General features: G+C 60.7%; 21 protein-coding genes. 9 read left to right on the top strand and 12 right to left on the bottom strand.

Annotated elements, in window-relative coordinates; genetic code table 11:
• Window positions 1–210: 210 nt before the first annotated feature.
• Window positions 211–981, bottom strand: coding sequence for a pimeloyl-ACP methyl ester esterase BioH (gene bioH / locus J0X03_RS01155; RefSeq protein WP_042785508.1), 771 nt, complete (start codon window positions 979–981; stop codon window positions 211–213).
• Window positions 982–1,021: 40 nt separating this feature from the next.
• On the opposite strand from bioH, the gene gntX reads away from it, so the two are divergent.
• Window positions 1,022–1,705 (top strand): DNA utilization protein GntX, encoded by a 684-nt coding sequence (gntX, locus tag J0X03_RS01150; protein WP_069100680.1) that lies wholly within the window; start codon window positions 1,022–1,024, stop codon window positions 1,703–1,705.
• A 58-nt stretch (window positions 1,706–1,763) separates the two neighbouring features.
• Window positions 1,764–2,339, top strand: a complete 576-nt coding sequence (gene nfuA / locus J0X03_RS01145; RefSeq protein WP_004930777.1) for a Fe-S biogenesis protein NfuA — start codon at window positions 1,764–1,766, stop codon at window positions 2,337–2,339.
• Window positions 2,340–2,523: 184 nt separating this feature from the next.
• Here nfuA and malQ read toward each other — a convergent pair whose 3' ends face one another.
• Both malQ and malP read right to left on the bottom strand, forming a co-directional pair.
• A complete protein-coding gene (gene malQ, locus J0X03_RS01140; RefSeq protein ID WP_089195266.1) occupies window positions 2,524–4,617 on the bottom strand; it encodes a 4-alpha-glucanotransferase in 2,094 nt (697 codons plus the stop codon).
• Window positions 4,618–4,626: 9 nt separating this feature from the next.
• Window positions 4,627–7,032: a maltodextrin phosphorylase gene (gene malP / locus J0X03_RS01135; protein ID WP_096242658.1), complete on the bottom strand. Its 2,406-nt coding sequence runs from the start codon at window positions 7,030–7,032 to the stop codon at window positions 4,627–4,629.
• 460 nt (window positions 7,033–7,492) lie between these two features.
• On the opposite strand from malP, the gene malT reads away from it, so the two are divergent.
• Window positions 7,493–10,207 (top strand): HTH-type transcriptional regulator MalT, encoded by a 2,715-nt coding sequence (malT, locus tag J0X03_RS01130; RefSeq protein WP_069100677.1) that lies wholly within the window; start codon window positions 7,493–7,495, stop codon window positions 10,205–10,207.
• A 3-nt stretch (window positions 10,208–10,210) separates the two neighbouring features.
• Here the strand turns inward: malT and J0X03_RS01125 are convergent, their stop codons facing one another.
• Genes J0X03_RS01125 through ulaA form a run of 6 tightly spaced genes read right to left on the bottom strand, consistent with a single transcriptional unit; the run spans window position 10,211 to window position 14,636 of the window.
• Window positions 10,211–10,897 carry an L-ribulose-5-phosphate 4-epimerase gene (locus tag J0X03_RS01125; RefSeq protein ID WP_033651798.1) on the bottom strand — a complete coding sequence of 229 codons (687 nt, stop codon included), beginning with the start codon at window positions 10,895–10,897 and terminating at the stop codon, window positions 10,211–10,213.
• A 4-nt stretch (window positions 10,898–10,901) separates the two neighbouring features.
• Window positions 10,902–11,756 (bottom strand): L-ribulose-5-phosphate 3-epimerase, encoded by an 855-nt coding sequence (locus J0X03_RS01120; protein ID WP_033645298.1) that lies wholly within the window; start codon window positions 11,754–11,756, stop codon window positions 10,902–10,904.
• A gap of 9 nt (window positions 11,757–11,765) precedes the next feature.
• Window positions 11,766–12,422, bottom strand: a complete 657-nt coding sequence (locus J0X03_RS01115; protein ID WP_033645299.1) for a 3-keto-L-gulonate-6-phosphate decarboxylase UlaD — start codon at window positions 12,420–12,422, stop codon at window positions 11,766–11,768.
• A gap of 12 nt (window positions 12,423–12,434) precedes the next feature.
• Complete coding sequence (gene ulaC / locus J0X03_RS01110; RefSeq protein ID WP_033645300.1) at window positions 12,435–12,905, bottom strand: PTS ascorbate transporter subunit IIA; 471 nt, start codon at window positions 12,903–12,905, stop codon at window positions 12,435–12,437.
• Window positions 12,906–12,915: 10 nt separating this feature from the next.
• Window positions 12,916–13,224, bottom strand: coding sequence for a PTS ascorbate transporter subunit IIB (gene ulaB / locus J0X03_RS01105; protein ID WP_033645301.1), 309 nt, complete (start codon window positions 13,222–13,224; stop codon window positions 12,916–12,918).
• Between the two features lie 14 nt (window positions 13,225–13,238).
• Window positions 13,239–14,636: a PTS ascorbate transporter subunit IIC gene (gene ulaA, locus J0X03_RS01100; protein WP_033645302.1), complete on the bottom strand. Its 1,398-nt coding sequence runs from the start codon at window positions 14,634–14,636 to the stop codon at window positions 13,239–13,241.
• 354 nt (window positions 14,637–14,990) lie between these two features.
• On the opposite strand from ulaA, the gene ulaG reads away from it, so the two are divergent.
• From ulaG to glpD, 6 genes are all read left to right on the top strand, one after another.
• Complete coding sequence (gene ulaG / locus J0X03_RS01095) at window positions 14,991–16,055, top strand: L-ascorbate 6-phosphate lactonase (RefSeq protein ID WP_033645303.1); 1,065 nt, start codon at window positions 14,991–14,993, stop codon at window positions 16,053–16,055.
• A 111-nt stretch (window positions 16,056–16,166) separates the two neighbouring features.
• Complete coding sequence (gene ulaR, locus J0X03_RS01090) at window positions 16,167–16,922, top strand: HTH-type transcriptional regulator UlaR (RefSeq protein WP_033651753.1); 756 nt, start codon at window positions 16,167–16,169, stop codon at window positions 16,920–16,922.
• A gap of 84 nt (window positions 16,923–17,006) precedes the next feature.
• A complete protein-coding gene (gene glpE / locus J0X03_RS01085) occupies window positions 17,007–17,333 on the top strand; it encodes a thiosulfate sulfurtransferase GlpE (RefSeq protein WP_004930790.1) in 327 nt (108 codons plus the stop codon).
• Between the two features lie 171 nt (window positions 17,334–17,504).
• Window positions 17,505–18,341, top strand: coding sequence for a rhomboid family intramembrane serine protease GlpG (glpG, locus tag J0X03_RS01080; RefSeq protein WP_033651754.1), 837 nt, complete (start codon window positions 17,505–17,507; stop codon window positions 18,339–18,341).
• Between the two features lie 50 nt (window positions 18,342–18,391).
• Window positions 18,392–19,150, top strand: a complete 759-nt coding sequence (locus J0X03_RS01075) for a DeoR/GlpR family transcriptional regulator (RefSeq protein WP_004930797.1) — start codon at window positions 18,392–18,394, stop codon at window positions 19,148–19,150.
• A 245-nt stretch (window positions 19,151–19,395) separates the two neighbouring features.
• Window positions 19,396–20,904 (top strand): glycerol-3-phosphate dehydrogenase, encoded by a 1,509-nt coding sequence (glpD, locus tag J0X03_RS01070; protein ID WP_004930801.1) that lies wholly within the window; start codon window positions 19,396–19,398, stop codon window positions 20,902–20,904.
• Between the two features lie 58 nt (window positions 20,905–20,962).
• On the opposite strand, the gene glgP is transcribed toward glpD, so the two are convergent.
• From glgP to glgC, 3 genes are all read right to left on the bottom strand, one after another.
• Entirely contained in the window at window positions 20,963–23,410 is a 2,448-nt protein-coding gene (glgP, locus tag J0X03_RS01065) for a glycogen phosphorylase (protein WP_033645307.1), read from the bottom strand.
• 140 nt (window positions 23,411–23,550) lie between these two features.
• The gene (gene glgA / locus J0X03_RS01060) at window positions 23,551–24,981 is read right to left on the bottom strand and encodes a glycogen synthase GlgA (protein WP_033645308.1); all 1,431 of its coding nucleotides are present in this window, start codon (window positions 24,979–24,981) and stop codon (window positions 23,551–23,553) included.
• A 135-nt stretch (window positions 24,982–25,116) separates the two neighbouring features.
• Window positions 25,117–26,394: a glucose-1-phosphate adenylyltransferase gene (gene glgC, locus J0X03_RS01055; RefSeq protein WP_004930810.1), complete on the bottom strand. Its 1,278-nt coding sequence runs from the start codon at window positions 26,392–26,394 to the stop codon at window positions 25,117–25,119.
• Window positions 26,395–26,397: the final 3 nt, after the last annotated feature.

Here is a 26,397-nt window from a genome sequence, read left to right as displayed (position 1 = left end):
GTACTGCAGGCTGCCGCGACATCCTCAGGCCTCGTTGCTTTCCCTGACGGGGCCTGTTTCCCAGAGACGAAACGCCAAAATGAAAATCGCCGCACGCGGTCTTTTCATTTTGCAGCCAACGCATTGACTCACTAAGTATTGAACAGCTTTGTCTTTTATCCACCCGGCAGCGTTTTTTTTCGCGCTCTATCGTGCGTTTTCACGCTGCATTCAATGTGCTGCAATAAACGCTTCGATCATCGTCACAAATTCATCGGGATGAGAGATAAACGGCGCATGGGCGGCTTTAGCCACGATCTGCGACGTGGAGTTCGGCCAGGCGGCGTCGAGCAGCTCGGCGACCTTGCGCGGCACCAGCCCGTCCAGATAGCCGTAGATCCGCAGCAGCGGCAGATTCAACTCCGCCAGCGGCGCGCGCAGATCGGCGGTGCGCAGGATCTCCAACCCGCCGTTCAACACTTCGACGCTCGGCGTCGGTTGGTTGAGCACCACCGCTTTCAGCTGGCGCGCATCCTGACGCGCGCTCTCGGTGCCCAGCGTCTGCAGCGCCAGAAAACGCTCGACGGTGCGCTGGAAATCCAGGCTTAGCTGGTGCTGGAAACCGCTCAGCACGTCCGGACGGATCCCCGGCCACTCATCGCGGGCGGCAAAGCACGGCGAGGAGGCCACGGTGATAAGCCCGCTGACCCGCTGCGGCTGCATCAGCGCCGCCTGGCTGGCCACCAGCCCGCCGAGCGACCAGCCGAGCCACCAGGCCTGCGGCGGGGCAGCCGCCAGCACGATTTCCGTCATCTGCGCCAGCGACAGGGCGCCGAACCCCTGGCTGCGGCCGTACCCCGGCAGATCGACCAGGTGCAGGCGAAAATGCGGCGTCAGCCGCGCCTGAATGCAACTCCACACTTCGGCGTTCAATCCCCAGCCGTGCAGCAGCACAAGATCGCGTTCACCTTCACCTATTGTTTGCCAGTACAGCGCTGTCATTGGTTATTGTCCTTTCATGCTTACCCGTCTCGGAGACACTATGCTATCAATCCGCAGCCGCTGTTGGCTATGCCGACAGCCATTGAGCCTGATGCGTCATGGCCTCTGCAGCTGCTGCCTGCGTCACCTGCCGGCCAGACCGCCGTGTTGCCCGCGCTGCGGGCTGCCCGCCGGGGAGACGCGCACGCCCTGCGGCCGCTGCCTGCAACGGCCACCGCCCTGGCAACGGCTGGTGTTCGTCGGCGACTACGTGACGCCGCTCAGCGGCTTGGTAAAAAGGTTCAAGTTCCACCGCGCGCCCGAGCTGGCGCCGGCGCTGGCGCGCCTGATGCTGTTGCGCTGGCAGCAGGCGCGCAGAGAGCAGTATCTGAACAGACCCGACCTGATTTTGGCGGTACCCTTGCATGCAACACGCTGCTGGCGCCGTGGCTATAACCAGAGCGATCTGCTGGCCCGGCCGCTGGCGCGCTGGCTGGGCTGCGCCTACCGGCCCGCCGCCTTGCGCCGGGTGCGCAAAACCGCTCTGCAACAGCGGCTGAGCGCCTCTGCCCGCAGACGCAATCTGCAGCGCGCGTTCGCCTGTACCGTGCCGGTCGCCGGCCGGCATATCGCCCTGGTGGATGACGTGGTGACCACCGGCAGCACCGTCTCGGAGATCGCGGCGCTGCTGCGGCGGCAAGGCGCCGCCTCGGTGCAGATATGGTGCGTTTGCCGCACGTTGTAGTGCCACGGCAATGGGCGTATTATAACCGACTATAGAAGTCAACTATTGAGCTAATGCTATGATCCGTATAACAGATGCTGCACAGGAACACTTTGCCAAACTGCTGGCAAATCAAGAAGAAGGCACCCAAATCCGCGTATTCGTGATCAACCCGGGCACGCCGACGGCCGAATGCGGTGTCTCTTATTGCCCGCCGGACGCGGTAGAAGCGACGGATACCGAACTGAAGTTCGACAAACTGTCCGCCTATGTCGATGAACTGAGCGCGCCGTATCTGGAAGACGCCGAAATCGACTTCGTGACCGACCAGCTGGGTTCTCAGCTGACGCTGAAGGCGCCGAACGCCAAGATGCGCAAGGTCGATGACGACGCGCCGCTGATGGAACGCGTGGAATACGTGCTGCAGTCGCAGATCAACCCACAGCTGGCGGGCCACGGCGGCCGCGTAACGCTGATGGAGATCACCGACGACAACATGGCTATTCTGCAGTTCGGCGGCGGTTGCAACGGCTGTTCGATGGTCGACGTCACGCTGAAAGAAGGCATCGAGAAAGAGCTGCTGCAGAAGTTCCCGGAGCTGAAGGGCGTGCGTGATTTGACCGAGCACCAGCGCGGCGAGCACTCCTACTACTGATACCCTTCTTACTTGAAGTTGCAGCGTTGTTGGCCGCATGCGCGCACCCCAGTCACTTACTTAAGTAAGCTCCTGGGGTTTTACGCACTTGCCGCCTAGCTGCAACGCCAATTAATTCGGGTATCCGTCATTTGGATGGGACTAAAGTTCTCATCCTTTGACCTAATACAACGACACCTCATCGTCACCCCACCGACACCTTGCGTCGGCGCTTGTCCAAATCCTTCAGCAGCCGGTTTATCCGCGGGTCGGCGAACATCTCCTCCAACGTCCGGGTCAGCTTGCGCCGCCAGTTAGGGTACTGATCGCTGGTGCCGGGGATGTTGACCGGATCGGCCATGTCCAGCCAGTCTTCCGGCTGCAGGCCAAGCAAGGCGCTGGCGCTGTCGGCGACATAACGCTGCAGGCCGCGGTTGAGCAGCGGGCTCATGCCGAGCAGCGCCGCCTTCTTGCCCACCTTCTGCGGCACGCAGCCATAACGATGCAATCCATCCAGCAGCCCCTGCTTGGCGCGTTCTCGATCGGCGAACAGCGCCCGCAGGATTTCCGCGTCCGGGTAGAGACCCAGCCGGTTGCCGAGCGTCAGATCGTCGCTTTGCCAGTAGCCGCGCAGCGTCGGCAGATCGTGGGTGGTGATGGTCGCCATCGCCTGTACCGGATAGGCCTGCGGCGCGCGGAAATGGTGTTCGCCGTCGCTTTCGAAATAGAGCACTTTGTAGGAATAGACGCCGCTGTCGCGCAGCTTGCCGACGATTTCCACCGGCACCGTACCGAGATCCTCGCCGATCACCATGCAGCGATGGCGCTGGCTTTCCAGCGCCAGCACCGCCAGCAGATCGTCCACCGGATATTTGACGTAGGCGCCGCGATCGGCGGTTTCGCCATACGGGATCCACCACAGCCGCAGCAGCGCCATGACGTGATCGATACGCAGCGCGCCGCAGCTGGTCATGTTGGCGCGCAAAAGATCGATGAACGGCTGATACCCGCGCGCCGCCATCACATGCGGATCCATCGGCGGCAGGCCCCAGTTTTGCCCCAGCGGGCCCAGAATATCCGGCGGCGCCCCGACCGACGCTTTCAGGCAGTACAGCTCGCGGTCACACCAGGTTTCCGCCCCGCCTTCCGCCACCCCGACCGCCAGATCGCGATACAGGCCGATCGGCATCTGCTGCTGCCTGCTCTGGTCAAAACACTGCGCGAACTGGGTGGCCGCCAGCCACTGCAGCCACAGGTAAAAACGAACCGTTTCCTGGTGTTCAGTGCAGAACTGCCGCACCGCTTCGCTATCCCCCTGCCGATAACGTTCGGGCCAGGCCGGCCAGCCCCACTGGCTGATGTCATCCGCCGCCAAATGGGCATGCAGCGCGTCGAAGGCCGCCTGCCGGTACAGGCTGTCGCCGCCGTCCGTCACGAATTGCTCGAACGCCTGACGCTGCGCGTCGTTTGGCTTGCGCGCCTGAAATACCGGAAACGCCAGCTTCAGCGCCGCCAGTTTCAGCTGCATCACGGCGGTGTAATCCACCCACTCCGCAGCGCGCGCTTTGGCGAGCTGTTTCTGCGTCGCCGGCTTCTGCCACCAGCGCTGCGCCGCGTCGCTGCGCTGGAAATCCTCCACCGCGTTGACGTCGATATACGCCAGGTTCAGCCAGCGGCGCGACGAGGGGCTGTAAGGGCTGGCGCTCTCCGGGTTGGCGGGGTACAGCGCATGGATCGGGTTGAGGCCGACGAAAGCGCCGCCGCGTTCTCCCACCTCTTCCACCATCAGGCGCAGATCGCCGAAATCGCCGATGCCCCAGTTGCGATCGGAGCGCAGCGTATACAGCTGAACGCAGGCGCCCCACAGCTTTTTGCCGGTCAACAAGGCGTCCGGCTCGAAGCAGCGCCTCGGCGCGACGATCACTCGGCATGACCACTGCCGTGCGCCCTGGCTCAACGTCAATTGGTGGTAACCCGCCGGCAGCTCGCCGGGCAGCGTCAGGGTCTTGCGCGCGCCGACGCGCCCCTGCAGGCATTCGCCGTCTTCACGCTGCAGCGCCCACAGGTATTCGCCTTCGCCCGTCGGCGTCAGCGCCAACGGCGCACCCTGATAGAACACCTTGACCGCCGGTAACGGCGGCGGCGCGGTATCCTGCACCGCATCATCGGCCCACTTCATGGCCGCCAGCAGCTTGCGCTTGGTCTGCGGCTCAATCGCCTGCCGTTTGCCGTGAGCATTGATGAAATCGGCAGCGATCCCCGCCTGCGCTGCCGCCTGATCGATACGCTTGCGATCCATTCGCTCTCCTTAACGTTTGGCTTGCCAGATGCGCTGCTGGTAATCGCGGATCGAGCGATCCGAGCTGAACATGCCGACGCGCGCGGTGTTAAGGATAGTCCGCCGCGTCCACTCGTCCCGATCGCGATACAGCTCATCGACCCGGCGCTGCGCCTGGCAGTACGAGGCAAAGTCCGCCAGCACCAGATAGGGATCGCCGCCTTCCAGCAGGCTGTGCAGCATCATGTCGAACGCGTGCTTGTCGCCATGGCTGAAAGCGCCGCTCGCCAGTTCATCCAAAATCGCCTTCAGGTGCTTGTCCTTCTTGCGGTAGCTGAGCGGATCGTAGCCCTTCGCCACTATCGCCTTCACCTGCTCCACGGTATTGCCGAAGATAAAGATGTTGTCTTCGCCCACCTGCTCGGCGATTTCGACGTTGGCGCCGTCCAGCGTGCCGACCGTCAGCGCGCCGTTCAGCGCCAGTTTCATGTTGCCGGTGCCGGAGGCCTCTTTGCCGGCGGTGGAGATCTGCTCGGAGATATCCGCCGCCGGGATCATCAGTTCGGCCACCGACACGCGGTAGTCCGGGATGAACGCCACTTTCAGGCGATCTTTCACCAACGGATCGTTATTGATTTTCTCGGCTGCCTGATTGATGGCGTAGATGATGTTCTTCGCCAGGTAGTAGCCCGGCGCCGCCTTGGCGCCGAACAGGAAGACGCGCGGCACGATGTCCAGGTTCGGGTTGTCGCGCAGCTGGCGATACAGCGACAGGATGTGCAGCAGGTTCAGGTGCTGGCGTTTGTACTCGTGCAGGCGTTTGATCTGCACGTCGAAGATCGCGTCCGGATCGAGCGTCAGCCCCATCACACCGTGCACGTAATGAGCCAGCGCCACCTTGTTGTCGCGTTTGATCTGCTGATAACGCTGGCGGAACGCCGCGTCGTCGGCGAATTTCTCCAGCCCGCGCAGCGCGTCGAGATCGCCCGCCCACTCCACCTTCAGCGTCTCGTCGATCAGGCCTGACAGCGCCGGGTTGCACTGTTTCAGCCAGCGGCGCGGCGTGATGCCGTTGGTGACGTTATGGAATTTGTTCGGCCACAGCTGGTGATATTCAGGGAACAGATCCTTCACCACCAGATCCGAATGCAGCTGCGCCACGCCGTTAACCGCAAAGCCGCTGACCACGCACAGGTTGGCCATGCGCACCTGCTTGTCGTGGTGCACCGCCAGCTTGGCCCACACCGCCTCGTCGCCCGGCCAGTGCTTATCCACCAATTTTTTAAACCTGGCGTTGATCTGTTTGATGATGGAGAAATGGCGCGGCAGCAGGCTGCGCACCAATTTTTCATCCCAGCGCTCCAGCGCTTCCGGCATCAAAGTGTGGTTGGTGTAGGCGAAGGTGTTGCTGGTGATCGCCCAGGCCGCCTCCCACTCCAGCTGATGCTCGTCCAGCAGAATGCGCAGCATTTCCGGAATGGCGATGGTCGGGTGGGTGTCGTTCAGTTGGATCACTTCATACTTCGGCAGTTCTTCAATCTTGCGGCCGGCCTGATGGTGCTTGCGCAAAATGTCCGCCACCGAGCAGGCGCACTGGAAATACTGCTGCATCAGGCGCAGGCGTTTGCCGGCCTGATGGTTGTCGTTCGGGTAAAGCACCTTGGTCAGCTTATCGGCTTCTACGCCCTGCTTCTCAGCCTGCAGGAATTTGCCGTCGTTGAAATCGCCCAGGTTGAACGGATGCTGATGGGTCGCCTGCCACAGACGCAGCGGCTGCGCCACGCCGTTGCGATACCCCAGCACCGGCAGATCCCAGGCTTCGCCGCGCAGGGTGAAGGCCGGGCGCCACAGTTCGCGGCCGTCGGCCTGCTTCTCCAGCTTGCCGCCGATGCCCACGTCCACCGCCAACGCGGCGTTGTGGCGGAACCACGGATAGCTCTCGCGTTGCCAGTTATCCGGCGCCTCTTGCTGTTGCCCACCCTGGAACGACTGGCGGAACAGCCCGTACTGGTAGTTCAGCCCATAGCCGGTGGCCGGTTGTTCCACCGTCGCCATCGAGTCGAGGAAGCAGGCCGCCAAACGCCCCAGCCCGCCGTTGCCCAACGCCGGATCGGTTTCCTGCTCGAGCAGATCCGCCAGCTTGACGTTCTGCTCGGCCAGCGCCTGCTCGACGGTGTCGTACCAGCCCAGGTTGATCAGGTTGTTCGCCGTCAACCGGCCAATCAAAAACTCCATCGAGATGTAGTTCACGTGACGCAGCGGTTTGGCGCTTTTGCGCGGCGCCGGCTGTGCGGCCAACTGCTCGGCCAGCGCCGCACTGACGGCTTCCCACCATTGATGTTGCGTCATTTGCTGCGCGGAACTGAGGCCGAACCGTTGCCACTGACGGGCGAGCGCCGCCAGAAAAGCATCCTTCTTGAGCGTAGGCTGTGACATAAGGAAAACTCTCTATCCAGTAAGTGGGTCAAATTGCCGCTATCGTGCCGGTGAGAAAGCCTGACGGCATCATCCCGCCTGGGGATTAGCTGGGGAGGAGGATTGGGGCGTAGCTGGAATTGTGATCTCAGGCACTTTTTGACTCCCTTGCAACGATGCAAAAAAGCCCGCCAACGCGTGCGGCGAGCACTGAGAACGTTAACCATGACGTTAGCACAAGTATTCGCGCTGCTGAAGTTTTGTCCATGGCCGGAAATGCGATCCGCAACCGCATCGCCGTACTCCGACGCCAAACGTAAAAAAGTGTGATCGATAGCAACTTAACTCCAAGCCGATGCGGAAGCTTGTTGCAATACGTTTAGGGTTGGCAGAAGTTAGGGGGAGCTATTAATTACGAACCATAAAATAATTAGCGCCACTCCAATCCCGGCGGGAACCGCGATTTATATCCTGGAATACTATGCTGATCCCATCAAAACTGAGCCGCCCGGTACGGCTGCAAAATACCGTGATCCGCGATCGCCTGCTGGCCAAACTGGCCAGCGCGGGCAACTATCGTCTGACACTGGTCAATTGCCCGGCGGGATACGGGAAAACCACGCTGATCGCCCAATGGGCGGCCGGCAAGGCCGATCTGGGCTGGTATTCCCTGGATGAGAGCGACAACCAGCCGGAGCGTTTCGCCAGCTACCTGATCGCGGCGCTGCAGCAGGCCAGCGGCGGCCGCTGCGTCAAGAGCGAAGCGCTGAGCCAGAAGCACCAGTACGCCAGCCTGTCGGCGCTGTTCGCCCAGCTGTTTATCGAGCTGGCCGACTGGCATCAGCCGCTGTACCTGGTGATCGACGACTATCACCTGATCACCAACGACGCCATTCACGAAGCCATGCGCTTTTTCCTGCGCCATCAGCCGGAAAACCTGACGCTGATCCTGCTCTCGCGCACCCTGCCGCCGCTCGGCATCGCCAACCTGCGGGTGCGCGATCAGCTGCTGGAAATGGGCACGCAGCAGCTGGCGTTCACCCATCAGGAAGCCAAACAGTTCTTCGATTGCCGCCTGGCGGCGCCGATGGAACAGCAGGACAGCAGCCGCCTGTGCGACGAAGTCGAAGGCTGGGCCACCGCGCTGCAGCTGATCGCGCTGTCGGCCCGCCAATCCGCTTCGTCCGCTCAACTGTCGGCCAAGCGGCTAGCGGGGTTGAACGCCAGTCACCTGTCCGACTATCTGGTGGACGAAGTGCTGGATCACGTCGATGCCGATGCGCGCGCCTTCCTGCTGCGCTGTTCGGTGCTGCGCTCAATGAACGACGCGCTGATCGTGCGGCTGACCGGCGAAGACAACGGCCAGCAGCGGCTGGAGGAGCTGGAGCGCCAGGGGCTGTTTATCCACCGCATGGACGACACCGGCGAATGGTTCAACTTCCATCCGCTGTTCGCCTCTTTCCTGCGCCAGCGTTGCCAGTGGGAGCTAGCGCTGGAGCTGCCGGGGCTGCACCGCGCCGCCGCCGAAGGCTGGCTGGCGCTGGGGTATCCGGCGGAGGCCATTCACCACGCGCTGGCGGCCAGCGACGTCAGCATGCTGCGCGATATCCTGCTGCAACACGCCTGGTCGCTGTTCCACCACAGCGAACTGGCCTTGCTGGAGGAGTGCCTCAACGCGCTGCCGTATGAGCGCCTGATCCAAAACCCCAAGCTGGCGCTGCTGCAGGCCTGGCTGGCGCAGAGCCAGCACCGTTACAGCGAGGTCAACACCCTGCTGGAGCGCGCCGAGCGCACCATGCGCGAACAGAAAATCGAGATAGACCAAACGCTGCACGCCGAGTTCGACGCCTTGCGCGCCCAGGTGGCGATCAACGCCGGCAAACCGGAAGAAGCCGAGCGGCTGGCGACCGAAGCGTTGAAATTCCTGCCGCTGTCCAGCTACTACAGCCGCATCGTCGCCACCTCGGTGACCGGCGAAGTGCACCACTGCAAGGGCGAACTGGCGCGCGCGCTGCCGATGATGCAGCAGACCGAGCAGATGGCGCGTCGTCATCAGGCCAACCATTACGCGCTCTGGGCGCTGCTGCAGCAGAGCGAAATCCTTATCGCCCAAGGCTTCCTGCAGGCCGCTTACGAAACCCAGGATAAGGCGTTCGAACTGATCCGCGAGCAGCACCTGGAACAGCTGCCGATGCACGAATTTCTGCTGCGCATCCGCGCCCAGATCCTGTGGTCATGGTCGCGCTTGGACGAAGCGGAAGACGCGGCGCGCGCCGGGCTGAAAATTCTGGCCAACTACCAACCGCAGCAGCAGCTGCAGTGCATCGCCATGTTGGCCAAATGCTCGCTGGCGCGCGGCGATCTGGACAACGCCAATACCCATCTGCAGCGCTGCGAAACCCTGCTGCACGGCGCCCACTATCATCGCGACTGGCTGACCAACACCGACAAGTCGCGGGTGATCCACTGGCAGATGACCGGCGACATCACCGCCGCCGCCCAGTGGCTGCGCCACACCGAAAAGCCCGGCATGGCGGACAACCACTTCACGCAGGGCCAATGGCGCAACATCGCGCGGGTGCAAATCCTGCTCGGCCAGTATGAAGAGGCCGGGGTGGTGCTGGATGAGCTGAACGAGAACGCCCGCCGCCTGCGGCTGGTGAGCGATCTCAACCGCAATCTGCTGCTCAGCAACCAGCTCTACTGGCTGCAAGAGCGCAAGGGCGAAGCGCAGCAGGCGCTGATCGAAGCGCTGTCGCTGGCCAACCGCACCGGCTTTATCAGCCACTTCGTCATCGAAGGCGAAGCGATGGCGCAGCAGCTGCGCCAGCTGATCCAGCTCAACACGCTGCCGGAGCTGGAACAGCATCGCGCCCAGCGCATCCTGCGCGACATCAACCAGCATCATCGGCACAAATTCGCGCATTTCGACGAGAACTTCGTCGATAAGCTGCTGACCCATCCGCAGGTGCCGGAACTGATCCGCACCAGTCCGTTGACCCAACGCGAATGGCAGGTGCTGGGGTTGATCTATTCCGGTTACAGCAACGACCAGATCGCCGGTGAGTTGGATGTAGCGGCCACCACCATCAAGACCCATATCCGCAATCTATACCAGAAGCTGGGCGTGGCCCATCGCCAGGAAGCGGTGCAGCAAGCGCAGCAGCTGCTGAAGATGATGGGGTACGGCGCCTGATAGTCAGCGCTGGCCGTAATAAGCGCCGGCGCCATGTTTGCGACTGAAATGTTTCGCCGACAGGTGTTCATCGATCCGGCGCAGGCCGGGGTTAATGCCCCGGCTGATCCACGCCATCTTAGCCACCTCCTCGAGCACCACCGCGTTATGCACCGCCTCATCCGGCGAGCAGCCCCAACTAAACGGGCCATGCTGATACGCCAGAATGCCGGGAATGTGCAACGGCTCGCGCCCGCACAGGGTTTCGATAATCACCTGCCCGGTGTTCAATTCATATTCCCCCGCCACCTCTTCCGCCGTCAGCGCGCGGGTGCAAGGAATGTCGCCGGAAAAATAGTCGGCATGGGTGGTGCCAAACGCCGGTATCGCCTCACCCGCCTGGGCCCAGGCGGTGGCGTGAGTGGAGTGCGTATGCACGACGCCGCCGAGTTGTGGGAATGCCCGGTACAGCGCCAGATGCGTCGGCGTATCGGATGAAGGCCGCAGTTGCCCCTCAACAACCTCCCCTCGCGCATTCACCACCACCATATCTTCCGCCCGCATCGTTTCATAAGGCACGCCGCTGGGTTTTATCACCATCAGATCGCTGGCCCGATCGATGCCGCTGACATTGCCCCAGGTATAGGTCACCAGCCCGTGCTCAGGCAGCGCCATATTGGCTTTGTAGACCTGCCATTTCAGTTGTTCCAGCATGTTAGCTCCCTATTTCCAACCCGGCCTCTGCCATGCGTTCAACCACCCAGGCACGCGCCTCCCGCACCGCCTGCAGCGGGTCGGGCGCCTTCTCGCTCCACATTTCGAGCAGATAGGGGCCGCGATAGCCGCTCGCAAGCAGCGTTTCGAAGCAGCGGGTGAAATCGACCACGCCCTCGCCGAACGGCACGTTCTTAAACTCTCCCGGCCGCGTATCCTTAACGTGCACCGCTACGATATGCCCGCGTCCGGCTACGAGCTCCATCTGCACATCGTTGTCCCAGGCAGACAAATTGCCGATGTCCGGGTACAGCTGAAACCATGGGTTATTCAGGTAGTGGACATAACCCAGCGCCTTGCTGATCGAATTCATCAGCGCATAATCCATGATTTCCATCGCCAGCATGACCTGCGCGCGGCTGGCCATCTCCACCGCCTGCGCCAAGCCGGCGCGGAACCGGGCGCGGGTCTGCGCAGTAGCCTGTTGGTAATAAACGTCATATCCGGCCAGTTGGATCACCCGTATGCCGGTATCCTGCGCCAGCCGGATGGCCTTGCGCATGATCTCCAGCCCCCGCTCGCGCGTCCTGTCGTCTTCACTGCCCAACGGAAAACGCCGATGGGCGCTAAGGCACAAAGAAGGGACGCGCACACCGCTGGCCGCAACGGCGCCGATCAGCGCCAGTCGCTGCTCGCTGTTCCAATCCAGCCGCGCCAGACGGCCGTCGCTTTCATCGATCGACATTTCAACGAAATCGAATCCCAACTCCCCCGCCAGTTGCAAGCGCGTCAGCCAATCCTCGCCCGGCGGCAACGCCTTCTCGTAGATGCCCAACGGTACGGATTTTTGCAACATAACCGCTCCTCAGCCCCACAGTTGGGCGATGACGCGTTTAAATTCCCGCGCCGCCGCGACCGGATCGGCGGCATCGCGAATGCTGCGCCCGGCGATAAAAACATGGATGGGAATGCCCCGGAACAGAGGCAAATCCGCCAATGACAATCCGCCGGTAACCGTCACCTTGAAACCCATCTCGCTCAGGCGATGAACCGCGCGGATATCGTCATCGCTCCAGGCGACGCCCGCCGCCTGCGCGTCACGGCTGCGGTGATACACCACCTGACCAATACCCGCCTCACGCCACGCCTGCGCCTGTTCCCAGGTCCAAAATCCCGTCAGTTCGATCTGCACGTCGCCACCGAACTCATGCGCCACCTGCAGCGCGCCCTTGGCCGTATTGATGTCAGCGCAGCAGATCACCGTGATCCAGTCGGCGTGTGCCTCGAAGCACATCCGCGCCAAAATTTGCCCCGCATCGGCGATTTTCGCGTCCGCCAACACGATGCGATCCGGATACAGCGCTTTCAGATCGCGCACGGCCCGTACGCCTTCCGCCACGCACAAAATAGTGCCGACCTCAATGATGTCGACTTCGGCCGCGATCAGGCGCGTCGTATTGTAAGCCGCGGCCATGGACAGGTTATCCAGCGCCACTTGCAGCATCGGTAAATGCGTTTTCATTGCATGTCTCCTTCAATTCGCCGCCGCCGCGGACGTTTTGTCGATTAACGCCAGTACCTCGCTCGCCCGGCGACAGGCCCGCAAGCGATCGAAGTTCGCCTCATCTTCGAACAGGTTAACCACTTGCATGATGCCCACCTCCTGATGCGTTTTGGCGTCCACCGCCGCCATGGTGATCAAGATATCTATCGGATCGTTGTCCTCATCGCCGAAGCACACCGGCGTTTTCAAGGTGACCAAGGCGAAGCCGGTTTTCAGCACCCCTTCCTCCGGCCGACCATGCGGCATCGCCAGGCCGGGCGCCAACACGAAGTAAGGGCCGTGCCGTTCGACGCCGGCCAGAATGGCGTCGAAATAGCGAGGCTCCACCACGCCGGCGGCCACCAGCAGATCGACCCCCAGCCGCACCGCCTGACGCCAGTCGGCAGCCTCCGCCTGCAGGTGAATAGCGTTGTTCTGCGCCAACGAATCGCTCAGCTTCATGACTCGCTCCTCACTGCTTCAAATCTTGCGGAAAATGCGCGCCGATGACTTCCATCAGCTTCGGACCAAAGTCGGCCGCCGAGAGCATATTGCGCACCCCGACCACGTATTTGTTGCCGCTGACGACGATCTCATCCGCGACATGGGTGGAAGCGATGATGATGTCAGCCCCGCTCAACTCGGATTTGTATTCCCCCACCGCACAGCTGTTGACCGAATGATCCACGCCTTGCTGCGTTAAAAATTGGTCGACTTTCATTTTCATGATCATGGAACTGCCTTGTCCGCAACCGCACACCGCCAGGATTCGTACCGTCATAATCTGCACTCCTATTAACGTGACGCTGGTTCAACCGATTGTTTTTCAGCATCTTCCTCCGCGCGCAGGGTGCGCCCGGCGAAGAACATGTACAGCAGCGCGATGGCGATCACCACGCCCATAAACCACAGGCCGAAGCTCAGCCCTTGCATCAGCGGCGGCGCCAGAATCGACCAGTCCGCCATTCCCATCCAGGCGCTCAGCCCGGTCAGCTTGATGGCCCACACGCAGCCCAAGATCTCTATCATCCCCATCACCAGGCAGATCTTCATCGCCGCGCGCCAGCCGCCAAAGTGGTTAGCGAACACGCCGATGGTGGCGTTAGAGAAGAACATGGGAATGAAACCGGGGATGATCATGATGGAAGCGCCGCACGCCAGGAGGATGCCGACGGCGATCAATTGGCCGATGGTGCCCCACATAAAGCCCCACACCACGGCGTTGGGCGCGAAGCTATAGATGGCGGCGCAGTCGATGGCCAGTACCGCACCGGGGATCAGGCGTTGGGAAATCCCATTGAAGGCCTCGGTCAATTCGGCGACGAACATGCGCACGCCCTGCACGATGATGAAAATCGCCACCGCGAACATCAGCCCGGTTTGCAGGATATAGATGCTCCAGTGGGTTTTACCGGCCATCGCCTGCAGGGTATCCAAGCCGAACGAGCAAAGAATGATGCCGAAGAACAGCGTCATCACGATGGCGGTGGAAACGATGTTGTCATGGAAAATGTTCAGCCACCCAGGCAGCTTCAGATCTTCCACGCTGTCCTCTTTTTTACCGAGATACGGCGCTGCCTTATACGCCAGCCACGAAGCGAACTGCTGTTGGTGCCCAATGGAGAAACCGCTGTTTTCCGTCACCGCCTGCGTCGGTTTGAACATCATGTTGGACGTGATGCCCCAATACAGTGAAGCCAACAGCGCGCTGCACAATACCGTTGTCCACATGCCGTAGCCCAGAATGTAGAAAAATACCGCGATCAACCCCACCTGCTGAAACATGATATGGCCGGTAAGCATGATGGTGCGGATGCCGGTAATGCGCCTCAACAACACGTAGAGTATGTTCAGCGCCAGCGCCAGCAAGACCGCGTAGCCGACCCAGCTATAGGCCTCCCCCATCCGATCGATGGTGGCCATCATCGAGGCATAGGTATCTGAAATCGCCCCGTTGATGCCGTACACCTCGGACAGCTTCGCCACCACCGGTTTGAACGTGCCGGTCAGGATGCCGGAACCGGCTTGCAGCAACATGAAACCGATAATGGTTTTGATCGTGCCTTTGATAATGACCGCCGCGCTTTTGCGCAGCAACGTGTAACCCAGCAGCGTAACCAGCCCCAACAGCAGCGGCGCATTGGTCATCACCTGGTTAAAAAAGACGGTGAAGATGGTGTAAAGAGTTTCCATACGGCTCTCCCGAAAAGGTTGGCATGCAGGTAACGCCTTCACCATACCAATCACAAGAAATCACAAAAAGATCATAAATGATTATTTGTGAACAACCTCGCAAGTTAAAAATCAATTCCACTAACATTCAATGAATTAGACGGCTTACATTTTATTACTCATTGAATTTAATAGCAGTTAATCAAACAAAAAGGAGATAAAAGGATGGCGCAGCACGTAAATCCGGCGGTGTTAACGTGTATTTCGATCGTTGTCAGTTGAAAAAAACGGTGCTAGATTCGATCAAAACAAATCACATAAAATCTTTAAATGATTATTTGTGATTGCATTATCACCGCCAACGAGGAACGACCCATGAGTAAAGTCAACGACATCACCCGCGAATCCTGGATATTGAACACCTTTCCCGAATGGGGCACCTGGCTGAACGAAGAGATAGAGCAGGAGAAAGTTGCGCCCGGCACCTTCGCCATGTGGTGGCTGGGCTGTACCGGTATCTGGCTCAAATCCGAAGAAAGCGCCAATCTGTGCGTCGACTTTTGGTGCGGTACCGGCAAGCAAAGCCACGGCAACCCACTGATGAAAACCGGCCACCAAATGCAGCGAATGGCGGGGGTGCGCAAGCTACAGCCTAACCTGCGCACGACCCCATTCGTACTGGATCCCTTCGCGATTACCCAGCTCGACGCCGTCTTGGCCACGCACGACCACAACGATCACATCGATGTGAACGTCGCCGCGGCGGTGTTGCAAAATTGCGCCGCCACCGTTCCGTTTATCGGGCCGCAAAGCTGCGTGGATATCTGGATTGGTTGGGGTGTGCCGCCTGAGCGCTGCATCACCGTCAAACCTGGCGACGTGATAAAAATCAAAGACATTGAAATTCATGCGCTGGACGCCTTCGATCGCACGGCGCTCATCACACTGCCGGTGGAACAAAAAGCAGCGGGCGTTCTGCCGGACGGCATGGACCTGCGGGCGGTCAACTACCTGTTCAAAACGCCGGGCGGCAACCTTTATCACAGCGGCGATTCCCACTACTCCAACTATTACGCCAAGCACGGCAACGATCATCAGATCGATGTCGCCCTCGGTTCCTACGGCGAGAACCCGCGCGGCATTACCGACAAGATGACCAGCGCCGACATCTTGCGCATGGCGGAATCGCTGAACGCCAAGGTCGTTATCCCCTTCCACCATGACATATGGTCGAATTTCCAGGCGGATCCGCAAGAAATTCGCGTGCTGTGGGAAATGAAGAAAGACCGGCTCAAATACGGTTTTAAACCGTTTATCTGGCAGGTTGGCGGCAAGTTCATCTGGCCGCAGGATAAAGACAATCTGGAGTACCACTACCCGCGCGGTTTCGATGATTGCTTCACCCTCGAACCCGATCTGCCCTTCAAGTCTTTCTTGTAATCAACCGGTGTTGCATACGGATGCGCGCTTTTGAACGGGAATGATTCAAATCGTCAAACGGCGCGCATATAATCATAGGCAACGACGTTTTCTCTCTCCGACGGAGCCCGCATGACAGAGTCCCAACGCCACAACGCCATTCTCGATCTCTTGCAGCGCAAGGGGCAAATCTCCGTGGCGGACGTCATCGCGGCGTTTGATATCTCTCCGGCTACAGCGCGCCGGGACATCAACAAACTGAATGAAATCGGCAAATTGCGCAAAGTGCGCAACGGCGCCGAAGCCACACAAACTCCGCGCCCGGCCTGGACGCCGCTCAATATCCACCAAACCCAGCATCTGGACGAAAAAATGCGTATTGCGGCGGCTGCGGCACAGCTCTGTCAGCCGGGTGAAAGCGTGGTGATCAATTGCGGCTCCACCGCATTTCTGTTGGGCCGTGAAATTTGCGGCAAGCCGGTTCAGGTGATCACCAATTATCTGCCACTGGCCAATTACCTGATCGAGCAGGAACACGACAGCGTGGTGATCATGGGAGGCCAGTACAACAAAACCCAGTCGATTACTCTGGCGCCCCAGGACGGCGACGCCACCCTGTACGCCGGGCACTGGATGTTCACCAGCGGTATCGGCCTCACCGCTGACGGCCTGTATAAAACCGATATGCTGACCGCGATGGCGGAACAGAAGATGCTCAACTACGTCGGTAAACTGGTGGTGCTGGTCGACAGCAGCAAAGTCGGCCAACGCGCCGGCATGCTGTTCAGCCGCACCGAGCAAATCGCCATGGTGATCACCGGCCGCGCCGCCGATTCGGCGATCGTTGAGCAACTGCGTCAACAAGGGGTGGAAGTGCTGCTGGTGTGAGAAAACCACAACCTTGCTCTGGTCTTAAACGCCGCAGAGTTGGTTACAATAGCGGCGTCCCCCAATAATGAGGCAGTCAGCAGTATGGAACAGTTCGAAGCGATCAACGTTGAACAGGCTTACACCCGCTGGAAAGAGGGCAGCGCCGCCCTGGTCGACATCCGCGATCCGCAAAGTTTTGAAGCCGGGCATACGCCGGGCGCCTTTCACCTCACCAACGCCACCCTGTCGGCCTTTATGCAACAAAACGACTTCGAGCGGCCGGTGATGGTGATGTGCTACCACGGCAACAGCAGCCGCAGCGCGGCGCAATACCTGCTGCACCAGGGGTTCGACGCGGTCTACAGCATCGACGGCGGCTTCGAGGCCTGGGCCCGTCAGTATCCGCAAGACGTGGAAACCTCTGCCTGATCCCCGCCGCCCGCCGTGCGTCGGCGGGCTTCCCCTTCGTTTTTATGCGCGTTTTCGCGGGTTTTTCGCAGATCCGTTTGCCAGCGCTCAGGATTTCGACGTTATAATCGGCCGTCAGGGTCGCCGGCGCGCAAGCGGCGGCCAAAATCATTCACTTACGACGGAAGAGCAATGGTTAGAGTAATCGCCGTATCCAACCCGCGCCTGGCGCTGGCCTTTGTCGACTATATGGCGACCCAGGGCATCCGGCTTGAGCTGCGCAACAGCGGCGAGGCGGCGGAAATCTGGCTGGCCGACGAAGGTCATCTCGAGCAGGTGCAACACGAGCTGCAGCAGTTTCTGGTCGATCCGCTCAACCGCCGTTATCAGGCCGCCAGCTGGCAGACCGGCCATACCGACGCCGGCCTGCACTATCAGAGCGAGTCCTACCTGCACACCCTGCGCAGCAAAGCCGGGCCGCTGACGCTCGGCGTGATGGTGCTGTGCATCGCAGTCTATATTCTGATGCAGGCGCTCGGTGACGATACCGTGATGTACTGGCTCTCCTGGCCGCAGGACAGCAGCCAATACACCCAGCTGTGGCGCTGGATCAGCCATGCGTTCCTGCATTTCTCCCTGCTGCATATCCTGTTTAACCTGATGTGGTGGTGGTATCTCGGCGGCCAGATGGAAAAACGCCTCGGCGCCGGCAAGCTGTTCGTGCTGGCGGTGGTGTCGGCGTTCTTCAGCGGCTGGGCGCAATCGCTGTTCAGCGGCGCGCTGTTCGGCGGGCTGTCAGGCGTGGTCTATGCGCTGATGGGCTATGTCTGGCTGTCGGGCGAACGGGCGCCGGAGCGCGGCCTGATGCTGCCGCGCGGCCTGATGGTGTTCTCGGTGCTGTGGCTGGTGGCCGGATATTTCGATATTTTAGGAATGTCGATCGCCAACGCGGCACACGTAGCCGGTTTAGTGTTAGGGTTATTGATGGCATTTTGGGATACGCGTCATCGCGCACACAACGAACAATAACAGCCGGGAGCTATGCCCAGCGGGCATAGCGGGCGTTTTAGGGGATTATCGTGAAGCAAACACAGCGTCATGACGCAATTATCGAGCTGGTGCGCCTGCAGGGTTACGTCAGCACGGAAGAGCTGGTCGAGCATTTTGACGTCAGCCCGCAAACGATTCGCCGCGATTTGAATGACCTGGCCGACCAGAACAAGATCCAGCGTCACCACGGCGGCGCGGCGCTGCCTTCCAGCTCGGTCAACGCTGCCTATAACGATCGCAAGGTGATGTGGTCGGAAGAGAAAGCCCGCATCGCGCAGCGCGTCGCCAGCCAGATCCCGGACGGCGCCACGCTGTTCATCGATATCGGCACCACGCCGGAGGCGGTGGCCCATGCGCTGATGAACCACAAGAACCTGCGCGTGGTCACCAACAACCTTAACGTCGCCACCCTGCTGACCGCCAAGGAAGACTTCCGCCTGATCCTGGCCGGCGGCGAAGTGCGCACCCGCGACGGCGGCATCATGGGCGAAGCCACCCTGGACTTCATCTCCCAATTCCGTCTCGATTACGGCATTCTCGGCATCAGCGGCATCGATATGGACGGCTCACTGCTCGAATTCGACTATCACGAAGTGCGCACCAAACGCGCGATTATCGAAAATTCCCGCTGCGTGATGCTGGTGACCGACCACTCCAAATTCGGCCGCAACGCCATGGTCAACCTGGGCAACATGAACCTGATCGACTACCTGTTTACCGACCAGCTGCCGCCGCCGAGCGTGATGAAAATCATCGAACAGTACGACGTGCAGCTGGAGCTGTGCTGATTCGGCCTTAACCTGCGGGGCGCGCCGCCGCCCCGTTTCATCCCTTTAACCCCCTCACCGACAGCCGTTTGCGCGCCCGCGCCATATCCATGCTACTTGTGTGACTATCATCACCAAACTGTTACCTCTATCACGCCTAAATGTTTTTGTTTGGTTAAGTCTTGGCTTGCTTGTTGGTTTTTGATTACAATCATGAGCGAAAACGAACATGAAAGAGCCATTTCGAACATCTGGAGGAAGATGACGTGGAAACCAAAGACTTGATCGTTATCGGTGGCGGCATCAACGGTGCCGGCATCGCGGCGGATGCTGCCGGGCGCGGGCTGTCGGTACTGCTACTGGAAGCGCAAGACTTGGCCTGTGCTACGTCTTCCGCCAGTTCCAAACTGATCCACGGTGGCCTGCGCTACCTGGAACACTACGAATTCCGTCTGGTGAGCGAAGCGCTGGCCGAACGTGAAGTGCTGCTGAAACTGGCGCCGCACATCGCGTTCCCGATGCGTTTCCGCCTGCCGCACCAGCCGCACCTGCGTCCGGCCTGGATGATCCGTATCGGCCTGTTCCTGTACGATCACCTGGGCAAACGCACCAGCCTGCCGGGCAGCAAGGGGTTGCGCTTTGGACCAGAATCGGTGCTGAAGCCTGAACTGAAGCGCGGTTTCGAATATTCCGACTGCTGGGTCGACGATGCTCGCCTGGTGGTGCTGAACGCGCAGGAAGTGGAAAAACGCGGCGGCGAAGTGCGCACCCGCACCAAAGTGACCCGCGCATGGCGCGAAAACGGCCTGTGGATGGTGGAAGCGGTCGATATCGACAGCGGCAAAACCTTCACCTGGCGCGCCAAAGGCCTGGTGAACGCCACCGGCCCGTGGGTGAAAAACTTCTTCGACGACGGCCTGAAGCTGAAATCGCCTTACGGCATCCGTCTGATCAAAGGCAGCCACATCGTGGTGCCGCGCGTGCACGATCAGCCGCAGTCTTACATTCTGCAGAACGAAGACCACCGCATCGTGTTCGTGATCCCGTGGAATGACGAGTTCTCCATCATCGGCACCACCGACGTGGAGTACAAAGGCGATCCGAAAGACGTGAAGATCGACGAGAACGAAATCGCTTATCTGCTGAAAGTGTACAACGATCACTTCAAGAAGCAGCTGGGCCGCGACGACATCGTCTGGACTTACTCCGGCGTGCGTCCGCTGTGCGACGACGAATCCGATTCACCGCAGGCGATCACCCGCGATTACACGCTGGACGTGCACGACGAGCAAGGCAAGGCGCCGCTGCTGTCGGTCTTCGGCGGCAAGCTGACCACCTACCGCAAGCTGGCCGAACATGCGATGGAAAAACTGGCCCACTACTACCCAGGCTGCGGCCCGGCGTGGACCAAAAACGCCACGCTGCCGGGCGGTGACATCGACGGCGACCGCGACGGTTACGCGGCCAAACTGCGCCGTGCGCACGGCTGGCTGCCGGAAGCCCTGGCGCGCCGCTATGCCCGCACCTACGGCAGCCAGAGCGAGCTGATCCTGGCCGGCGCCAACGGCCTCGCCGATCTGGGCGAAGATTTCGGCCACGGTCTGTATGAAGCCGAACTGCGCTACCTGACCGAGAAAGAGTGGGTCGTGGAGCTGGACGACGCTATCTGGCGCCGCACCAAGCTGGGCATGTGGCTGGACGAAGCGCAGCAGGCGCGCGTGAAAGCCTGGCTGGCGGAACACGCGAAAACGAAAGCGCTGTCGCTGGCTTCCTGAGCCGCAGCGTAACGAAAAAGGGCCGGTTATCCGGCCCTTTGCTTTTTTTCTGTCCGCTTTACAGCTTCACCGGCTTAATGTGCCAAATTTCATCCGCATATTCCTGAATGGTGCGATCGGATGAGAAGTAACCCATATTGGCGATATTCAGCACCGCGCGCCGCGTCCACTCGTCCTGATTGAGATACACCTCGTCCACCTTGTCCTGCGTGTCCACATAGCTGCGGTAATCCGCCAACAGCTGATAGTGGTCGCCGAGGTTCACCAGCGAGTCGAACAAATTGCCATAGCGCTTCGGCTCCTCAGGGCTGAACATGCCGGTGGCGATCTGCGTCAGCGCCTGATGCAGCTCTGGGTCTTGCTCGTAGTACTGTCGCGGGTTGTAACCGTTGCGGCGCAGTTCCTCGACCTGCTCGGCGGTATTGCCGAAGATAAAGATGTTCTCCTCCCCCACGTGCTCGCGCATCTCGACGTTGGCGCCGTCCAACGTGCCGATGGTCAGCGCGCCGTTCAGCGCGAACTTCATATTGCTGGTGCCCGAGGCTTCGGTGCCCGCCAGCGAGATCTGTTCCGACAGATCCGCCGCCGGGATGATGATCTGCGCCAGGCTGACGCCGTAGTTCGGAATGAACACCACCTTCAACTGGGTATGCACGCGCGGATCGTTGTTGATCACTTTGGCCACGTCGTTGATCAGGCGGATGATCTGCTTGGCGGCATAGTAGGCCGAGGCCGCCTTGCCGGCGAAGATCACCACCCGCGGCACGCGCTCGATATCAGGGTCGGCCAGCAAACGGTTATACAGCGTGATGACGTGCAACACGTTGAGCAACTGCCGTTTGTACTCGTGGATGCGTTTGATCTGCACGTCGAACAGCGCATCCGGGTTAACCACCACGTTGAGCGTTTTGGCGATGTACAGCGCCAGCCGCTCCTTGTTCTGCCGCTTGGCGCGCTGCACCGCCTGCAGGAAGCTCGGGTAATCGATGTTGGCCTTGATCTCGCTCAGCTGGCTGAGATCGGTGCGCCAGGTTTGGCCGATGCAGTCGTCCAGCACCGCCGCCAACGGCGGGTTGGCCAGCGCCAGCCAACGACGCGGCGTCACCCCGTTGGTTTTGTTGCAGAAACGAGTCGGGAACAGCCGGGCGAAGTCGGCGAACAGCGACTGCACCATCAGTTCGGAATGCAGAGCGGAAACGCCGTTGACCTTGTGGCTGGCCACCACCGCCAGCCACGCCATGCGCACCCGACGGCCGTTGGTTTCGTCGATGATCGAGACCCGCGCCAGCAGATCGTTGTCGCCCGGCGCCACCTCCTGCACCATTTTGAGGAAGTGATCGTTGATCTCGAAAATCAGCTGCAGATGGCGCGGCAGGATGCGGCCGAGCATGTCCACCGGCCAGGTCTCCAGCGCCTCACTCATCAGCGTGTGGTTAGTGTAGGAGAATACCTGCTCCACCACTTCCCAGGCGTCGAGCCACTTGAACTTGTGCTCGTCGATCAGCCGGTGCATCAGCTCCGGAATCGACAACACCGGGTGAGTGTCGTTGAGGTGAATGGCGATCTTGTCCGCCAGGTTGTCGAAGGTTTTGTGCATCAGCCAATGGCGATTGAGAATATCCTGTACCGTGGCCGACACCAGGAAATACTCTTGTCGCAAGCGCAATTCACGCCCGGAGGAGGTCGAATCGTCCGGATAGAGCACGCGCGACACGTTCTCCGAATGGTTTTTATCTTCCACCGCCGCGAAGTAATCGCCCTGATTGAACTTGCCGAGGTTGATCTCGTTACTGGCCTGCGCGCCCCACAACCGCAGCGTGTTGGTGGCGTCGGTGTCGAAACCGGGGATCACCTGATCGTAGGCGATGGCCACGATTTCTTCGGTCTCCAGCCAGCGGGCCTTGGCCCCCTCCTGCTGCACGCGGCCGCCGAAGCGCACCTTGTAGCGGGTGTTATGGCGCGGAAACTCCCACGGATTGCCGTACTCCAGCCAGTAGTCCGGCGATTCCATCTGTTGGCCGTTGACGATGTTCTGCTTGAACATGCCGTACTCATAGCGAATGCCATAGCCGCGCCCCGGCAGCGCCAGCGTCGCCAGCGAGTCGAGGAAGCAGGCCGCCAGCCGGCCCAGACCGCCGTTGCCGAGCCCGGGGTCGTTCTCTTCCTCCAGCAGCTCCGCCAGGTTCAGCCCCATCTCGTTCAACGCGTTGTCGATGTCCTGATAAATGCCCATCGACAGCAGCGCGTTCGACAACGTGCGGCCGATCAGAAACTCCATCGACAGGTAATACACCTGCCGCACGTCTTGAGACAGCTGGGCGCGGTTGGAGCGCAGCCAGCGCTCCACCATGCGATCGCGCACCGCGAACAGGACGGCGTTGAGCCAGTCGTGACGGTTGGCGATCGCCGGATCCTTGCCGACGATAAACATCAGCTTATAGGCAATGGAATGTTTCAGCGCTTCCACACTGACCGTAGGTGAGGTGTAACTAAACGGTGAAGTCATGGCTTTTAATCCCTAATGGGGAGCCCAGCCATCCGCCGCGGAATAGCTGGCCCCGCTGAACATGGGCGCGGTACGCTGCGCCCCGACAATCTACCCTTACGGTTGCCCGCCGCGCGTCAACCCGAGACGCGAATCGCGGACTACAAGCGTTGATAAAGCGATAAATACTCTTTCGCCGCCACCGGCCAGCCGAAGTCCACGCTCATGGCGTGGCGCTGAACGTGGCGCCAGTGTTTCGGCCGGCTCCACAGCACCATGGCGCGGCGGATGGCGTTGCCCAGCGCGACAGCGTCGCAATCGTCGAACACGAATCCGCTGGCGGTGCCGTCGGCCAGGTTCTCCAGCGCGCAGTCCACGACCGTGTCCGCCAGTCCGCCGGTGCGGCGCACCAGCGGCAGCGTGCCGTATTTCAGGCCGTAGAGCTGCGTCAGGCCGCAGGGCTCGAAGCGGCTCGGCACCAGAATGACGTCGGCGCCGCCGATGATGCGGTGGGAGAAGGATTCGTGATAACCGATCTGCACGCCGACCTGCTCAGGGTAGTCGGCGGCGGCGGCCAGAAACGCCTGCTGCAGCACCGCGTCGCCGGCGCCCAGCAGCGCCAACTGCCCGCCCTGCGCCAGCAATTCGGGCAACGCCTGCAGCACCAGATCGAGGCCTTTCTGGCTGGTCAATCGGCTCACCACCGCGAACACCGGCAGCGATTCGTCCACCTTCAGCCCCATGGCCTTTTGCAGATGCAGCTTGTTTTTGACCTTGCTTTTCAGATCGTCGGCGTCGTAGCGGGCGCTCAGCCGCGGGTCGTGGGCCGGATCCCAAATCTTGTCGTCCACGCCGTTGAGGATGCCGCTCAACCTGCCTTGCCGCTGCCGCTCCTGCAGCAGCCCCTCCATGCCGTAGCCAAACTCCGGCCGGGTGATCTCGCGCGCATAGGTCGGGCTGACGGCGGTCACGTGGTCGGCATAAAACAGCCCGGCCTTGAGGAACGACATCTGGCCGTAGAACTCCAGGCCATAGACATCGTAAAACGACGCCGGCAGCCACAGCTCGGTCACGTGATGGGCGGAGAACAGGCCCTGATAGGCCAGGTTGTGCACGGTGAACACCGAACGCGCCGGGTGACCGTTGGCGGCCAGATAGGCGCAGCTCAGGCCGGCATGCCAGTCGTGGGCATGCACCAGCTGCGGGCGCCAGTAGCGATCCAGCCCCTTGGCCAGCTCGCAGGCCATCCAGCCCAGCAGCGCAAAGCGCCGGTGGTTGTCGGGGTAGGCGTACATGGACTGATCGTGGTATGGGCTGCCCGGCCGGTCATACAGCCAGGGCGCATCGATCAGGTAAATGCCCACGCCATGGTAGGTGCCGTAACGCAGGCCGACACGGCCGGCGAACGAGTCTATCTCCGCCACCAGCACGGTGTCGGGTATGCCGTTGCGTACGTCAGGGAAAGCGGGCAATAGTACCCGAACATCGGCGCCTTCGGCGATTTGCGCCGCCGGCAGCGCGCCAACCACGTCTGCGAGTCCGCCCGTTTTCAGCAGGGGGAACATTTCAGAACATACGTGTAAGACCTGCATTATCACTCCTGAAAGTCGGCCGAAGGCCTCTGGATAAGAAATAAAGCAGGCTTGCCGCTGTTATGTGTGCCGCGTTGCGCAAGCCATCGAACCGTTCATCGGGCGGCAGGCTATCGTTCTGCCCCCCACGTTAACTCACAATTTTGACAACATTTCGCGCGTCACCAGCACGATGCCGCCTTCCGAGCGATAGAAACGCTTGCTGTCCTCATCGGCGTTTTCCCCGATCACCATGCCCTCCGGAATATGGCAGGCGCGGTCGATGATGCAGCGCCGCAGGCGGCAGGAACGGCCGACGTTCACGTCCGGCAACAATACGGTAGAGTCGATGGTGCAAAACGAGTTCACTCGCACGCGCGGGAACAGCACCGAATGCACCACCACCGAGCCCGAGACGATGCAACCGCCGGACACCAGCGAATTCATGGTCATGCCATGGCTACCGGAGCGATCCTGCACGAACTTGGCCGGCGGCAGCGGTTCCATGTGGGTGCGGATCGGCCAGGCGCGGTCGTACATGTCCAGCTCCGGCGTCACCGACGCCAGATCGAGATTGGCGCGCCAGTAAGCGTCCAGCGTGCCCACGTCGCGCCAGTAAGGCGGCAAGTCGGGGTTGGACGTCACGCAGGACAAGGTAAACGGATGCGCCCACGCCGCCTGCTGCGCGGTGATTTTCGGGATCAGATCCTTGCCGAAATCGTGGCTGGAGCCGGGGGTCGACATATCCTCTTCCAGCAGTTGGAACAGGTAGGCGGCATTAAAAATATAGATGCCCATGCTGGCCAGCGACATATCCGGGTTGCCCGGCATCGCCGGCGGATCGGCGGGCTTTTCCAGAAACTCGATGATGCGGTCGCTTTCATCCACCTTCATCACGCCGAATTCGCCGGCTTCGCTGCGCGGCACCGGCAGGCAAGCCACGGTGCACTGAGCGCCCTTCTCGACGTGGTCGATCAGCATGCGCGAATAATCCATCTTGTAGATGTGATCGCCCGCCAGGATCACCACGTATTCGGCCTCGTAGCGACGGATGATATCCAGGTTCTGGTACACCGCGTCGGCGGTGCCCTTGTACCAATGCTCGGTGCTGAGGCGCTGCTGGGCCGGCAGCAGATCGACGAACTCATTCATCTCCTCGTTGAGGAACGACCAGCCGCGCTGAATGTGCTGCACCAGCGTGTGCGACTGGTATTGGGTGATCACGCCGATGCGGCGGATGCCGGAGTTCAGGCAGTTCGACAAGGCGAAGTCGATGATGCGGAATTTGCCGCCAAAGTGGACGGCGGGCTTGGCGCGGGTGGAGGTCAAATCTTTCAGACGTGAACCGCGGCCGCCGGCCAGGATCAGCGCTACGGATTTAATCGGCAGCTGGCGCGCCAACATCAGGGGGTCTTTATTTTCAAACCTAACCATAGC

It is taken from the genome of Serratia ureilytica (assembly GCF_017309605.1).
GTDB lineage: Bacteria > Pseudomonadota > Gammaproteobacteria > Enterobacterales > Enterobacteriaceae > Serratia > Serratia ureilytica.
Note: the sequence above shows the minus strand (reverse complement) of the source record. Positions and strands in the feature narration are given on the sequence as shown.